14 protein-coding genes are annotated in these 13679 nt (G+C 34.6%); 6 read left to right on the top strand and 8 right to left on the bottom strand.

The features are described 5' to 3' along the window. The first annotated feature begins 168 nt into the window (after positions 1 to 168). Entirely contained in the window at positions 169 to 1149 is a 981-nt protein-coding gene (locus ACIQ0M_RS11555) for an acyl transferase (protein WP_396152393.1), read from the top strand. 9 nt (positions 1150 to 1158) lie between these two features. Here the strand turns inward: ACIQ0M_RS11555 and tyrS are convergent, their stop codons facing one another. After that, positions 1159 to 2466: a tyrosine--tRNA ligase gene (gene tyrS, locus ACIQ0M_RS11550; protein ID WP_396152391.1), complete on the bottom strand. Its 1308-nt coding sequence runs from the start codon at positions 2464 to 2466 to the stop codon at positions 1159 to 1161. A gap of 138 nt (positions 2467 to 2604) precedes the next feature. Between tyrS and ACIQ0M_RS11545 the strand changes: the two genes are divergently transcribed. After that, complete coding sequence (locus tag ACIQ0M_RS11545) at positions 2605 to 3606, top strand: NAD-dependent epimerase/dehydratase family protein (protein ID WP_396152388.1); 1002 nt, start codon at positions 2605 to 2607, stop codon at positions 3604 to 3606. On the opposite strand, the gene ACIQ0M_RS11540 is transcribed toward ACIQ0M_RS11545, so the two are convergent. From ACIQ0M_RS11540 to ACIQ0M_RS11530, 3 genes are read right to left on the bottom strand one after another with little or no spacing between them, the layout of a single operon-like run. After that, positions 3581 to 4036 (bottom strand): DUF4296 domain-containing protein, encoded by a 456-nt coding sequence (locus tag ACIQ0M_RS11540; protein WP_396152386.1) that lies wholly within the window; start codon positions 4034 to 4036, stop codon positions 3581 to 3583. The two genes, ACIQ0M_RS11545 and ACIQ0M_RS11540, sit on opposite strands and share 26 nt — an antisense overlap. Before the next feature lie 4 nt (positions 4037 to 4040). Further along, positions 4041 to 5378: a dihydroorotase gene (locus ACIQ0M_RS11535; RefSeq protein WP_396152384.1), complete on the bottom strand. Its 1338-nt coding sequence runs from the start codon at positions 5376 to 5378 to the stop codon at positions 4041 to 4043. A gap of 11 nt (positions 5379 to 5389) precedes the next feature. Next, complete coding sequence (locus ACIQ0M_RS11530; protein ID WP_396152382.1) at positions 5390 to 6115, bottom strand: polyprenol monophosphomannose synthase; 726 nt, start codon at positions 6113 to 6115, stop codon at positions 5390 to 5392. A 108-nt stretch (positions 6116 to 6223) separates the two neighbouring features. Between ACIQ0M_RS11530 and ACIQ0M_RS11525 the strand changes: the two genes are divergently transcribed. Continuing rightward, the gene (locus ACIQ0M_RS11525; protein ID WP_396152380.1) at positions 6224 to 6886 is read left to right on the top strand and encodes a DUF4271 domain-containing protein; all 663 of its coding nucleotides are present in this window, start codon (positions 6224 to 6226) and stop codon (positions 6884 to 6886) included. A gap of 19 nt (positions 6887 to 6905) precedes the next feature. Continuing rightward, the gene (locus tag ACIQ0M_RS11520) at positions 6906 to 7655 is read left to right on the top strand and encodes a uroporphyrinogen-III synthase (RefSeq protein ID WP_396152378.1); all 750 of its coding nucleotides are present in this window, start codon (positions 6906 to 6908) and stop codon (positions 7653 to 7655) included. Positions 7656 to 7729: 74 nt separating this feature from the next. Here the strand turns inward: ACIQ0M_RS11520 and pckA are convergent, their stop codons facing one another. Then, entirely contained in the window at positions 7730 to 9355 is a 1626-nt protein-coding gene (pckA, locus tag ACIQ0M_RS11515) for a phosphoenolpyruvate carboxykinase (ATP) (RefSeq protein WP_396152376.1), read from the bottom strand. A 78-nt stretch (positions 9356 to 9433) separates the two neighbouring features. After that, on the bottom strand, positions 9434 to 9820 hold the full coding sequence (locus ACIQ0M_RS11510; RefSeq protein ID WP_396152374.1) for a DUF423 domain-containing protein: 387 nt from the start codon (positions 9818 to 9820) through the stop codon (positions 9434 to 9436). Between the two features lie 123 nt (positions 9821 to 9943). On the opposite strand from ACIQ0M_RS11510, the gene ACIQ0M_RS11505 reads away from it, so the two are divergent. Next, a complete protein-coding gene (locus ACIQ0M_RS11505; RefSeq protein WP_396152372.1) occupies positions 9944 to 11314 on the top strand; it encodes a saccharopine dehydrogenase family protein in 1371 nt (456 codons plus the stop codon). On the opposite strand, the gene ACIQ0M_RS11500 is transcribed toward ACIQ0M_RS11505, so the two are convergent. Then, positions 11315 to 11920, bottom strand: coding sequence for a tRNA (guanine-N1)-methyltransferase (locus ACIQ0M_RS11500; protein WP_396152370.1), 606 nt, complete (start codon positions 11918 to 11920; stop codon positions 11315 to 11317). A 176-nt stretch (positions 11921 to 12096) separates the two neighbouring features. On the opposite strand from ACIQ0M_RS11500, the gene ACIQ0M_RS11495 reads away from it, so the two are divergent. Beyond that, positions 12097 to 12567: an Lrp/AsnC family transcriptional regulator gene (locus ACIQ0M_RS11495; RefSeq protein WP_248432505.1), complete on the top strand. Its 471-nt coding sequence runs from the start codon at positions 12097 to 12099 to the stop codon at positions 12565 to 12567. Between the two features lie 407 nt (positions 12568 to 12974). Here ACIQ0M_RS11495 and ACIQ0M_RS11490 read toward each other — a convergent pair whose 3' ends face one another. After that, the gene (locus ACIQ0M_RS11490; protein ID WP_396152367.1) at positions 12975 to 13670 is read right to left on the bottom strand and encodes a zinc metallopeptidase; all 696 of its coding nucleotides are present in this window, start codon (positions 13668 to 13670) and stop codon (positions 12975 to 12977) included. Between the last annotated feature and the right edge of the window lie 9 nt (positions 13671 to 13679).

The following is a 13679-nucleotide window of genomic DNA, read 5'->3' as shown; positions in this document are numbered from 1 at the left end:
TTTCGGTGGTCAATTTCAACCGGAAAGTGGTGGTCAATTTGACCCGAAATTAGGTGGTCATTTTGAATCGGAATCGATGGTCAATTTGCTCCGGAATTAGGTGGTCAATTTGACCGTTTTTTCCATAAGATTTAGAGAAACATAAATAGGTTCACTATTTTTGCACCAATGAATCCTTATCCAGCTATATTTTCTATCAGCAGTCAAAAAGAATTTGAGAAAATAACACTCAAAGTTTTTCGGCATCAGTATGACAACAACCATGTCTATCAGGGTTTTTGTACGCTTTTGAAAAAAGATAAATCCAATGTAAAATCGATTGAAGAAATTCCGTTTTTGCCGATTCAATTTTTTAAAAGTCATAAAATCTTAAGTTCGTCAAATCCGATTCAAGAAACGTTTACAAGTAGTGGGACTACAGGAACTATAACAAGTAAACATCTGGTTACTGATGTAACTTTATATGAACAAAGTTTTCGAAAAGCGTTTTCACAATTCTATGGAAATATAGAAGATTATGTCGTTTTAGCTCTACTTCCCTCCTATTTAGAACGCGATGGTTCATCGTTGATTTATATGGTCAATGATTTGATTGAGGGTTCAAATCACCCGGAAAGCGGTTTTTATTTGAATAATTATGATGAACTAATTCATACACTTATCGAATTGGATTCATCCGGTCAGAATGTGATTTTGATTGGCGTTACGTATGCTCTTTTGGATTTGGTTGAAAAACAATCTTTTCAATTGAAAAATACCATTGTGATGGAAACCGGCGGCATGAAAGGCAAACGAAAAGAAATCATCCGCGAAGAATTACATGCAATTTTATGCAATGGTTTTGGCATCCCTACCATTCATTCCGAATATGGCATGACCGAATTATTATCGCAAGCCTATTCGTTAAGAAACGGCATTTTTGAATGTCCGCCCTGGATGTCTATTCTCATTCGTGATACCGAAGATGCATTGACGTATGTTGATTACGGAAAAACAGGTGGAATAAACGTGATCGATTTGGCAAATATCAATTCCTGCTCTTTTATTGCAACGCAAGATTTGGGCAAAAAATATCCCAACCATTCTTTTGAAGTGTTGGGACGTTTTGATGCGAGTGATATTCGGGGATGTAATTTGATGGTGGTTTGAAGTTGCGGGTTAAACTGCTCGTAAAATAAAATACGTTTTCTTGCCGCGTTGTAACAAAATGAATTCGTTGTTGATTAAATCATTTGTTGAAAGAGAAAACTCTTCCGATACTTTTTCACGGTTCACCGAAATAGAATTTTCTTTTAACGCCCTTCTTGCCTCACTATTTGAAGGTAAAAATCCTGACTTTGCTGACAAAGCATCAATTATACCTATTCCGTTTTCTAACTCTAATTTTGAAATTTCCGCTTGTGTAATTCCATCAAAAACATCTAAAAAAGTTTGCGAATCCAATTGTTTTAAATCCTCCGAAGTGGAATTTCCAAACAAAATGTTAGAAGCCTTTACTGCTTTTTCATATTCCTCTTGTGAATGAACAAAAACCGTAATTTCTTCAGCTAATTTCTTTTGCAATAAACGCAAATGTGGTTCTTGTCTGTGTTTTTCAATCAAATCTTCAATCGTTGCTTTATCTAAAAAGGTAAAGATTTTAATGTATTTTTCTGCATCTTCATCCGAAGAATTAAACCAAAATTGATAGAATTTATAAGGCGAAGTTTTATCCGCGGTTAACCAAACATTGCCACCTTCCGATTTTCCAAATTTAGATCCATCGGCTTTAGTGATTAAAGGTGTGGTTAACGCAAATGCTTTAGCACCTTCATCTTCAGTATTCACATTTAAACGTCGCACTAATTCTGTTCCGGTGGTGATATTTCCCCACTGATCGGAACCACCCATTTGAAGTAAGCAGTTGTAATTTTTATGTAAATGATAAAAATCGTAACCTTGAATTAATTGGTAGGTAAACTCCGTAAACGACATTCCTTCGCCTTCGCCTGAAAAACGTTTCTTTACCGAATCTTTAGACATCATGTAATTCACCGTAATTCGTTTACCCACATCACGAGCAAAATCAATAAATGAAAAATCTTTCATCCAATCATAATTGTTCACTAGAATTGGAGCATTAGAATCAGTTGAATTAAAATCTAAAAAACGGGACAAAACACTTTTAATTCCTTCTACATTTTTGTTTAAAGTCGCTTCGTCCAACAAATTACGTTCATCTGATTTTCCGGATGGGTCGCCAATCATTCCGGTTGCTCCACCTACTAAAGCAATGGGTTGATGTCCAAAATTTTTCAGATGAACTAACAAAATAATTTGTACCATGCTTCCAATATGTAAGGAGTCGGCTGTGGGATCAAAACCAATATAGGCAGTCGTAGATTCTTTTAGCAATTGCTCTTCGGTTCCCGGCATCATGTCGTGGAACAATCCTCTCCAACGTAACTCTTCTACTAAATTTTTCATTTGTGGATGTTATTGATTTTTAAAGTTCATCGAGAAGCGTCATTTTTATTGACGATTTCTGTATAAAATTAATTTTGGCAAAGATAGTTTTAATTCGATAATTTGAAAATGTAGAACAGAAACATTTATCTTTGTTTTATGAATTTAGTTACAGGCGGTACCGGGTTAGTTGGTGCACATTTATTACTTCATTTACTTCAAAACGGCGAAAAAGTTAGGGCTTTATTTCGTAGTGAAAACAGTATTCAAAAAACCAGAAATCTTTTTAATCAACTCAATAAAAGTGATTTATTTTATCAAATAGAATGGTCTCCGGGCAATGTAAACGACATTCCTTCCTTGGAACTGGCATTTGAAAATATCGATTATGTCTATCATTGTGCTGCTCTTATTTCGTTTGATGGTGTGGAGGAGGAAAACCTTCGTAAAATTAATATCGAAGGAACCGCCAACATGGTTAATTGTTCGCTTGCATTTGGTGTGAAAAAATTCTGCTACGTAAGTTCTATTGCTGCTTTAGGTGATTTGAAAGAAAAAGAAACCGTAATTACCGAAGAAACCGAATGGAATCCGGAAAAACCGCACAGTGATTATGCCTTGTCTAAATTTGGTGCCGAAATGGAAATTTGGCGAGCAGAGCAAGAAGGTTTGCACTGTATAATTGTAAATCCGGGAGTAATTTTAGGCATTGGTTTTTGGGATTCAGGTAGTGGTGAGATTTTTACGAAAGTGAAAAAAGGAATTCCGTTTTACACGAAAGGTTCAACCGGATTTGTGTTTGTAGAAGATGTTGTGATGGTGATGCATCAGCTTATGAAAAGTGATATTTCGGGGGAACGATTTACTTTAATTAGCGAAAATATTATTTTCAAAGAATTGATTTTTTGGATTGCGGAGGGTATAAAAATTAAAAAACCGACTATGCTCGCAAAACCATGGATGACCTCGATTGCTTGGCGATTGGATTGGTTTTTTTCAACAGTATTTTTTCAAAAAAGGAGGTTTTCAAGAGCTACCGCTAAATCTCTACACACTAGTGATATTTATTCAAATGAAAAAATAAAAAAAAGTTTGAATTTTGAATTTCAACCCATTCAAGAAGTTGTAAAAAAAGTTAGTTTTGCTTTTTCGAAAAAGTAGCCGCTTCCTTCATTTTTCTTGCCCTGAGAGAATCTTTCGGAACCGACCGTAATTCAACTGCTTTTTTCGCATCTTCTTCTTGCTTCTTTTTTAAAAGACTATCGGCCACAATTTTGTTGCTTACAATTCTGTTTTCAACTTCTTCATACATCTTTCTATACTTTTTTAAATCGGAAGCATAATAGGTTGTGTTTTCTAAAAATTGTAAACTGTCAATGTCATATTTTTTATAAATATAGCTTCTACTTTCAATTGAATTTTCCTCTAAAACACCGGGATTACTTGATCTTATGGCTTCTAAAATACTCATATCATAAAGAATATCAACCATCTTTTCTTCCTCAATAAGTTTTGATGGTTTCTTTACACCATCATTTTTACAAGAAAAAAGCAATGTTAAAAAAATCATTAAAAAATACTTAGCTCTCATTTTTTTATCGGTTAAAGAGTAATCGCATTCCCGCTCTGTTATCATTTACTTTTGAATTTTGATAAACCAATTCACCATTTACAAAGGTGTGCGTTATTCTCGATTTAAAATTAGTTCCTTCCATAGGAGACCATCCGCATTTATAGAGAATATTTTCCTTTTTTACGTTCCAAGGCATTGCGGGATTTATCAAAACCAAATCAGCATAATACCCTTCTTTGATGAAACCCCTGTTTTCAATTTTGAAAATTTTGGCCGGATTGTGTGCCATTTTTTCTACTATTTTTTCAACCGAAATTTTCCCTTGATGGTAGGCTTCAAACATTGCTACAACGGCATGTTGCACTAGAGGACCTCCCGATGGTGCTTTTGTATAAACTTGCTTTTTTTCTTCCAAAGTATGCGGAGCATGATCAGTAGCTATCACATCAATTCGGTCATCCAACAATGCTTGCCAAAGTGCTGTTCGATCTGCTTCTGTTTTAACCGCCGGATTCCATTTGATAAAATTTCCTTTCGTTTCATAATCGGCATCCGAAAACCACAAATGATGGATACAAACCTCTGCTGTGATTTGTTTTTCCTCTAAAGGAATTTTATTCGTAAATAAATCCAATTCTTTGGCCGTTGAAATATGAAAAACATGTAAGCGGGCTCCTGTTCGTTTCGCTAAATCAATCACTTTAACTGTTGACTTATAACATGCTTCCACACTTCTAATCTCGGGGTGAAATTTTACCGGTATATCGTCACCATATTCCGCTTTAAATTTTTCGAGATTATTTTTCACTGTTCCCTCATCTTCACTGTGAACCGCAATTAACAACTTGGTGCTAGAAAATATTTTTTCAAGTGCTTCTGAACTATCCACTAACATATCACCGGTTGATGAACCTAAAAATAATTTTAATCCAGCAACATTTCTGGGATTAGTTTTTAATATTTCTTCCAAATTATCGTTGGTTCCCCCCATCATAAACGAATAATTGGCATGCGACGTTTCAGCGGCAATTTGGTATTTTTGTTCTAATAATTCTTGCGTAACAGCATTAGGAACCGTATTGGGTTGTTCTATAAACGATGTAATTCCTCCCGCAACTGCAGCTCTTGATTCTGAAGCAATATCGCCTTTATGCGTCAGTCCCGGCTCACGAAAATGTACTTGGTCATCAATGGCTCCGGGAATCAGAAAATTTCCTTCTGCATCAATTACTTTGTATTCCGGTTTGGCACTAATACTATCGGCAATTTCCTTAATAAATTGATTTTCAATCAACAAATCCCCTTCAAAAATTTTACCCTCGTTTACAATTTTGGCATTTTTTATTAAAATCCTTTTCATCTTCTTTTCGATTATAATCGATTAAATAATTTTTTTATACGTAACGAAATTACTCCAAAAACCGCTTCTTTAATAATCGAATTACTCATTTTCGATTGTCCTTTTGTTCGGTCTGTAAAGATAATAGGAACTTCTTTAATTGTAAAGCCTTTGCAGTATGTTCTGTATTTCATTTCGATTTGAAATGCATAGCCCACAAATTTAATTTTGTCTAGATTTATTTTTTCAAGCACTTCTCTTCGGTAACAAATGAAACCAGCTGTAGCGTCATGAATTTTCATTCCGGTAATTATTTTTACATAAACCGAAGCAAAATAAGAGAGTAATACTCTACTCAAGGGCCAATTGACGACATTCACACCGCGAACATATCGTGAACCGATAGCCATATCTGCTTGACCGATTTGACAGGCTTCATACAACTTTGCTAAGTCATGAGGATTATGAGAGAAATCGGCATCCATCTCAAAAATAAATGCATAGTTATTCTCCAACGCCCATTTGAATCCATGCACATAAGCCGTTCCTAATCCAGACTTCTTTTTTCTGACTTGTAAAAAAAGCTGAGAAGGAAATTCTTTTTGCAGTAACTCCACCTTTTCAAAGGTTTTGTCGGGGGAATTGTCATCCACAATCAACACATGAAATGGTTCTTTCAGAGCAAAAACAGCCCGAATAATACTTTCAACATTTTCAATTTCGTTGTAGGTTGGAATGACTACTAATCCGTTACTCATAAAAAGACAAAATTTCAAGGCAAAAGTAAACTTTTTATAAACGTTGATTCATAATAAAATTATAATAAAGTAATTGAATTAAAAAAATAGTAATTTTACACACGAATTATGGACTTTACATTAGAACAGCGAATACTGGATAGTAAAGATTGGGCAACGGTTTTGTTTGTCCTGAGTTTTGTTTTGATTGCTGTAACCAAAACTTTTTTTGAAGTACGCTTCAATGAATTTTTGAAATTATTTGTAACCGATAAATACATCAAAATCTACAAAGATCCATCGCACATGTTGAGCTGGTTTACAATAAGTCTGTTTTTTGTGCAATTGATATCGTTTGCCTTTTTCATTCTGATTTTATTAAATTATTTTGAATTAGCTTCCAAAACCGATTGGATAAAATACATTCAGATTATTACATTGTTGGGTGTTTTTGTGCTTTCAAAATACTTAGTAGAAAAAATTATTGCTACATCATTTAAAATTGAAGGTTTTATGGAACAATTTAATCTTCAAAAAGTAAGTTACCGCACTTTTATTGGCTTACTTATCTTACCGGTTAACATTATTTTGTATTATAATGATGTTTATTCGAACGTAATCATTTACGGAATTCTATTGATTATACTGATAGCAAACGCATTAACCTATCTTATTTCATTAAAATCATATCAAAGTTTATTAATAAGTAAGATGTTTTATTTTATTTTGTATCTTTGTGCCCTTGAAATAGCCCCCTACTATTTTATGTATTATTGGTTTACAAGACGTTAGTTTTACAACAAATTTCGATATGAAAGTGAAAACAATTTTGGTGTCACAACCAGAACCAAAAGTAGAAAATTCTCCCTACTTTGAGCTTATTCAAAAGCATAAAGTAAAAATCGATTTCAGACCCTTTATTCATGTCGAAGGTGTTCCGGTTAAAGAGATTCGAAGTCAAAAAATTGACCTAAACAATTACACTGCCATCATCTTAACCAGTAGAAACTCTGTAGATCATTTTTTTAGGGTAGCAGAGGAAATGCGATACAAAGTGCCTGAGGATTTAAAATATTTTTGCCAATCGGAAGCCGTTGCTTTTTATTTACAAAAATATGTAATCTACAGAAAACGAAAAATCTATGTAGGTCAGAAAGACTTTGTTGAGTTATCTCCATTGATTAAAAAGTACAAAGAAGAGAAATTTTTATTGCCCGCTTCAGACCAATTAAATTTTGATATTCCACAAACATTGGATGGATTAAAAGTAAACTGGACACAAGGTATTTTTTATCGCACTGTGATGAGTGATTTGACCGATTTAGCTGATGTTTACTATGATGTGTTGGCTTTCTTCAGTCCGACCGGTATAAAATCCTTGTTTAAAAACTTTCCTGATTTCAAACAAAACGAAACGAGAATTGCTGTTTTTGGGAGCACCACTCAAAAAGAAGCTTTAGAACATGGTTTACGTGTAGATATTATGGCTCCGTCACCAGAAGCTCCTTCAATGACAATGGCATTGGAGAAATATATTGCTAAGACAAATAAGGATAAATAATTCTCAATAATACTAAATTAAAAAGAGTCCCACAAAATTGCGGGACTCTTTTCGTTTGGTTGGTTAGTGTAAAATTATAATTGAGGTCCGGACTGTACTAGGTTTTGTCCTTCTTCATTGTCGGTATATTGTAGGAAGTTTTTAATGAATAATCCGGCTAAACTGCTTGCTTTTGCTGTCCAATCGCCTGAATTAGCATACGTATCTCGCGGATCTAAAATCGTGGGATTTACATCATGTAAAGCTGTTGGTACTTCGAAATTAAAAATTGGAATTAGTTTAGTCTCTGCTTTTTCAATTGAACCATCCAAAATAGCATCGATTATAGCTCTGGTATCTTTGATAGAAATTCTTTTCCCAGTTCCATTCCAACCCGTGTTCACCATGTAAGCAGTTGCTTTATGTTGCTCCATTTTTTTGACTAACTCTTCACCATATTTGGTTGGATGAAGGGATAAGAATGCTTTTCCGAAACAAGCCGAAAAAGTCGGTTGCGGTTCTGTTACACCTCTTTCCGTTCCGGCTAATTTTGCTGTAAAACCGGAAAGAAAATAATATTTGGTTTGTTCTGGCGTCAATTTAGAAACCGGAGGCATTACTCCAAAGGCATCCGCTGTCAAGAAAATTACTTTAGTTGCATGACCCGCTTTTGAAACCGGTTTTACAATATTTTGAATGTGATTAATTGGGTAGGAAACACGCGTATTTTGTGTTACCGAACCATCTTTAAAATCGATTTTCCCATTGGAATCCAACGTAACATTTTCCAACAAAGCGTCTTTTTTGATGGCACCATAAATATCCGGTTCGTTTTCTTTGCTCAAATCGATAGTTTTAGCATAACAACCGCCTTCAAAATTAAAAACACCCTCATCATCCCAACCGTGCTCATCATCTCCGATTAATTCACGTTTTGGATCAGTAGACAATGTTGTCTTTCCAGTCCCTGATAGTCCAAAGAAAACAGCTACATCGCCATCTTTACCTTTGTTAGCAGAACAATGCATAGAAGCAATTCCTTGTAGTGGCAAATAATAATTCATCATAGAAAAAAGTCCTTTTTTCATTTCTCCGCCATACCAAGTTCCGCCAATGATTTGAATTTTTTCGGATAAATTGAAAGCAACATAAACTTCCGAATTTAATCCGTGCTCTTCATAATTTTTAAATGAAGTTTTTGAACCATTCATCACAATAAAATCAGGTTCACCAAAATTTTCTAACTCTTGTTCCGTTGGACGAATGAACATATTTTTTACAAAATGAGCTTGCCATGCCACTTCCATAATAAAACGAACTTTTAGTCGCGTATTTTCATTGGCTCCACAAAAAGCATCTACTACAAATAATCGCTTTCCCGAAAGTTGATTAACCGTTGTTTCTTTTAACGCATTCCACGTAGTTTGCGAAATTGGTTTATTATCATTTGGTGCTTTGGGTGAGTTCCACCAAATGGTATCTCTCGTCACATCATCTTCTACAATATATTTATCTTTTGGAGACCTTCCGGTAAATTCTCCCGTCATTACATTTACCGCTCCTAATTCTGATAATTGTCCTTTTTCGTATCCTTCAAGCTTAGAACTTAGTTCTTCTTCATATAGAACTTCAAACGAAGGATTATAAACAATTTCTTGTGTGTTTTTGATTCCGTATTTTTCCAACGAAATCGATTTCGTAAATTGAGCGTATGTTTCCATAAATTTACCCTTTAGTTGTGTTTAAATATTTGGCAAAAGTAAAAATTAAATCTTTACAATTGCTAATTTGTTGAAAATTTATCCTTTTTGTTTAAGAATATTCAAAAACAGCACTGCCCATGCCCCTATTAATAACAATCCTCCAACAGGAGTTATTGGACCAAAGAACTTAAAATCGATTGAAGTCAAGCCATTTGTTGCCAACAAATAAATTGAACCTGAAAAAAATAAAATCCCAAAGAGTACTAAATAAAAAATTGCTTTTTTTGCCTTTTCTGTTACAAGAGAAGTTGAAGCAATACATAATAAAAACAAAGCGTGATACATTTGATATCGAACCCCTGTCTCGAAAGAAATTAATTGATTTTCATTAAGAAGAGACTTTAAAGCATGTGCTCCGAATGCTCCAAAAATAATAGCGGTCAAACCAAATACAGCACCTAAAAGAATTATTTTTCTGTTCATTTCAATAAAATAATTATCAAAATTACAGAATTATAATTCAACTACAAACGGAATTAACACTATAAAATTTGTTAGGAATATAACATCTAACTACATTTGTGTGATTTTTATAGAAAAAATAACATGAGAAATATATTGATTATTGGTGCCGGTCGTTCCGCTTCTTCCTTAATAAAATACCTTTTAAATAAATCGGAATCGGAAAATCTAAAGCTTACAATCGCTGATTTGTCGTTGGAACTGGCTCAAAAAAAAACCAATAATCATTCCAATGCATTACCTATCCTATTAGACATAGCAAATGTTGAGCAACGTCAAAAAGAAGTGCAAAAAGCTGACATCGTTATTTCAATGCTACCGGCTCATCTACATATTGAAATTGCAGAAGATTGTCTTGCTTTCAATAAACATATGGTCACGGCGTCCTACATTAGTCCAAAAATGCAAGAATTAGATAGTCAAGCCAAAGAAAAAGGGTTGGTATTTATGAACGAAATTGGTCTTGACCCGGGAATTGATCACATGAGTGCCATGAAAATCATAGATGAAATTAGAACAAAAGGTGGGAAAATGATTCAATTTGAGTCGTTTTGTGGCGGATTAGTGGCTCCCGAAAGCGACACAAATTTGTGGAATTATAAATTTTCATGGAATCCAAGAAACGTAGTTTTAGCCGGACAAGGCGGAGTCTCAAAATTTATTCAGGAAGGAAAATACAAATACATTCCTTACAACAAACTATTTCGCAGAACCGAATTTTTAGAAGTAGAAGGTTATGGCCGTTTTGAAGGTTATGCCAACCGTGATTCGTTAAAATACAGAAGTATTTATGGTCTGGATGATATCTTAACCATGTACCGCGGCACTTTACGAAGAGTTGGTTATTCAAAAGCTTGGGATATGCTAGTTCAATTAGGAATGACCGATGATACCTATCCGATGGAAAATTCAGAAAACATGAGTTACCGTGATTTTACCAATGCTTTTTTGCCTTATCATCCTTCGGATTCGGTGGAGTTGAAGTTACGTCATTACCTGAAAATTGATCAAGATGATGTGATTTGGGATAAATTTGAGGAATTAGACTTATTTGATTCTACTAAAAAGGCCGGAATTAAAAATGCTACACCGGCTCAGTATTTAGAACATATTTTAGCCGAAAAATGGGCCCTTCAACCCGAGGACAAAGACATGATTGTGATGTACCACAAATTTGGCTATGAATTGGATGGCAAGAAAAAACAAATTGATAGTATTATGGTTTGTTTAGGCGATGACCAGACGTATACCGCTATGGCCAAAACAGTTGGCTTGCCGGTTGCCATTGCAACGTTACAAATTCTGAATGGAAAAATTACAACTCCCGGCGTACAACTTCCTATTAAAAAAGAAGTTTATGATCCAATTTTGAAAGAGTTGGAATCGTTTGGCGTAATTTTTAAAGATAAAGAAGTGCCCTACATGGGTTACAACCCCAACAATGTAGGAAGCTAATTATTTGGAAGACTTGTTGTGTTTATTAATTTCGTCTTGCAATTGACGCCCTAACTTTTGTTCTTTTTCAAGGGCTTTACGTTTGTACTCTTCATAATCATCTTCAAGTTTTTCAAGTGCGTTTTTAGCATCGCTGGCAATTGATTTTGCTCCTTTTAATTGAAATAAGAAAATTACCAATATTAAAAGTAATACCGAAACAATTCCCCACATAATCAAATTATAGTTCGTTTTGCTAATTGGAGCTCCAAAAAACGAAACATTATCCTGAGCTATTTTAAGTTTATCCAATTCTGTCTGCGTAGTTTTTAAGGTATCTTTTAATTGCTGAACAATAGTAGCATGATTTGAAAATTCGTTTTTTAAATCGGCCAATTCCGTTTTAAATCGGTTGATAGAATCAAGACTATTTCGTTTTAAAATCAGTAGAAAATCTTTTTTTACTACTTTATACTCTTGAAAATTATTTGATTTTTGAACAACATAATCAAATTGCTTATTCAAACTTCCGTTCATGGAAGCCTGTGTATTGATTTGAATAGAATCTTGAGCAAATGAAAGTGTTATTGTGAATAAAAAAATCAATGCTTGAATATATTTTCTCATGAGATGAAGTTTAGTCCAGTTGATTAACAAATTTAATTTTTTTAGTTTAAGAATCCTAATTGATTTTTTTAATCTGTAATTCTTTAAAAAAGTAAAATTGATACTATTGAAACTTTAAAATTGATTTTATGTTATTTTTGAAAGTAATTTTGTATTTTTAATTAAAATTTATAACTATGAAAATCAATTCACTTGAAATTGAAATTGATGGCATCGACAAAGAAATTCTTCGTGATCTGATGGAAGATGCCCGAAAACCCATCTTACAGATTGCCAATAAAATAGGAATTTCAGGAGCGGCCATTCATCAACGATTGCGAAAATTGGAAGAAGCCGGTGTAATTTCGGGTTCTAAATTTGTGATTAACAATAAAGTGTTAGGTTATAAAACAATGGCTTTTGTTGGAATTTATTTGGATAAAGCATCAAGCAACTCGGATGCTGTGCGGGAATTGAAAAAAATTCCGGAAGTGTTGGAATGTCATTATACCACCGGTAATTGGAGTATTTTGGTTAAAATAATTTGTAGAGATAATGAACATTTAATGCAATTGCTTAATAAAAAAATTCAGCCGATTGATGGTGTTTCTCGAACGGAAACGTTTATTTCTTTGGAGCAGCAGATTGAACGGCAGATACAGTTATAAAGGTTGCGAGTTGCGGGTTGCGGGTTTTTGCCACGAAGTAAGGACGGCACGAAGTTTTGGAAACCTCACCCCCGACCCCTCTCCAAAGGAGAGGGGGGAGACGAGATGTTGAAGCGGCTTCTAAATTTGCAAGTATAAAATCCTTTTAATCTTTTATAGCGAAGCTATCAAAACCAGCGGGAATCTATTAAATCCTTAAAATCCGTGTGCTATTAAAAGAGAATTCCATTTGAAATGGTATCTCAAAATGGAATCCTTTCTAGCCCCGATTGAAGTGGAAATCCTCGCCTTTTTAGGCGAGATTGCAACGGAAAGCGGGAAAATGGTTTCCTGAAAAAGCCCGAGCCACTCGCTCAAAAAAAATCCGCTACGAGTGTAACGGATTTTGTTGTGTATATTTTTTTTAATTAATCTCTTGAACCAAAAACTTGGAGAGCCCAATATAATAAGGATGCTAATGCTCCAATTGCGGCAACCAAATAAGTTCTAGCGGCCCATTTTAAAGCATCTTGTGCTCCTTCATATTCTTGTTGACCAACCATATTTGCTTTCTTTAACCAAGCTAATGCTCTGTTACTGGCATCGTACTCAACCGGCAGAGTAATAAAACTGAAAGTAGTTGCTAAAGCCATCATTACTAAACCGGCTACAGCTACATAAAATCCGATTGCACTACCGGATGCGGCACCCAAAATTAAACCTCCGATCACTAACCATTGTGACATTCCCGAAGAAACGTTAACAACCGGTACTAATTTAGAACGCATCGTCAACCATTCATAGGCGGTTGCATGCTGCACGGCGTGACCCACTTCGTGAGCGGCAACGGCTGCAGCAGCAGCGTTTCGTTGGTTGTAAACGGCTTCACTTAAATTTACTGTTTTGTCAGTTGGGTTGTAGTGATCGGTTAAACGACCTGGAGTTGAGATGACTTTTACGTCATGAATTCCGTGGTCATCCAACATTCTTTGTGCAATTTCAGCTCCGCTCATTCCGTTTCGCAATTGCACTTTTGAATAAAATTCAAATTTTTTCTTTAGCTGATTACTTACTAACCAACTTACTAAAGCAATTGCACCAATTAAAATATAATATCCTATCATTTTTGTTCT

Source organism: Flavobacterium sp., assembly GCF_044339515.1.
Classification (GTDB): Bacteria; Bacteroidota; Bacteroidia; order Flavobacteriales; family Flavobacteriaceae; genus Flavobacterium.
The sequence above is the reverse complement of the archived record's forward strand: the minus strand, read 5'-3'. Positions and strand labels throughout refer to the sequence as shown.

Coding starts and splice junctions, on each gene's coding strand:
- ACIQ0M_RS11555 (WP_396152393.1), top strand. CDS start 169: ATGAATCCTTATCCAGCTATATTTTCTATCAGCAGTCAAAAAGAATTT.
- tyrS (WP_396152391.1), bottom strand. CDS start 2,466: ATGAAAAATTTAGTAGAAGAGTTACGTTGGAGAGGATTGTTCCACGAC.
- ACIQ0M_RS11545 (WP_396152388.1), top strand. CDS start 2,605: ATGAATTTAGTTACAGGCGGTACCGGGTTAGTTGGTGCACATTTATTA.
- ACIQ0M_RS11540 (WP_396152386.1), bottom strand. CDS start 4,036: ATGAGAGCTAAGTATTTTTTAATGATTTTTTTAACATTGCTTTTTTCT.
- ACIQ0M_RS11535 (WP_396152384.1), bottom strand. CDS start 5,378: ATGAAAAGGATTTTAATAAAAAATGCCAAAATTGTAAACGAGGGTAAA.
- ACIQ0M_RS11530 (WP_396152382.1), bottom strand. CDS start 6,115: ATGAGTAACGGATTAGTAGTCATTCCAACCTACAACGAAATTGAAAAT.
- ACIQ0M_RS11525 (WP_396152380.1), top strand. CDS start 6,224: ATGGACTTTACATTAGAACAGCGAATACTGGATAGTAAAGATTGGGCA.
- ACIQ0M_RS11520 (WP_396152378.1), top strand. CDS start 6,906: ATGAAAGTGAAAACAATTTTGGTGTCACAACCAGAACCAAAAGTAGAA.
- pckA (WP_396152376.1), bottom strand. CDS start 9,355: ATGGAAACATACGCTCAATTTACGAAATCGATTTCGTTGGAAAAATAC.
- ACIQ0M_RS11510 (WP_396152374.1), bottom strand. CDS start 9,820: ATGAACAGAAAAATAATTCTTTTAGGTGCTGTATTTGGTTTGACCGCT.
- ACIQ0M_RS11505 (WP_396152372.1), top strand. CDS start 9,944: ATGAGAAATATATTGATTATTGGTGCCGGTCGTTCCGCTTCTTCCTTA.
- ACIQ0M_RS11500 (WP_396152370.1), bottom strand. CDS start 11,920: ATGAGAAAATATATTCAAGCATTGATTTTTTTATTCACAATAACACTT.
- ACIQ0M_RS11495 (WP_248432505.1), top strand. CDS start 12,097: ATGAAAATCAATTCACTTGAAATTGAAATTGATGGCATCGACAAAGAA.
- ACIQ0M_RS11490 (WP_396152367.1), bottom strand. CDS start 13,670: ATGATAGGATATTATATTTTAATTGGTGCAATTGCTTTAGTAAGTTGG.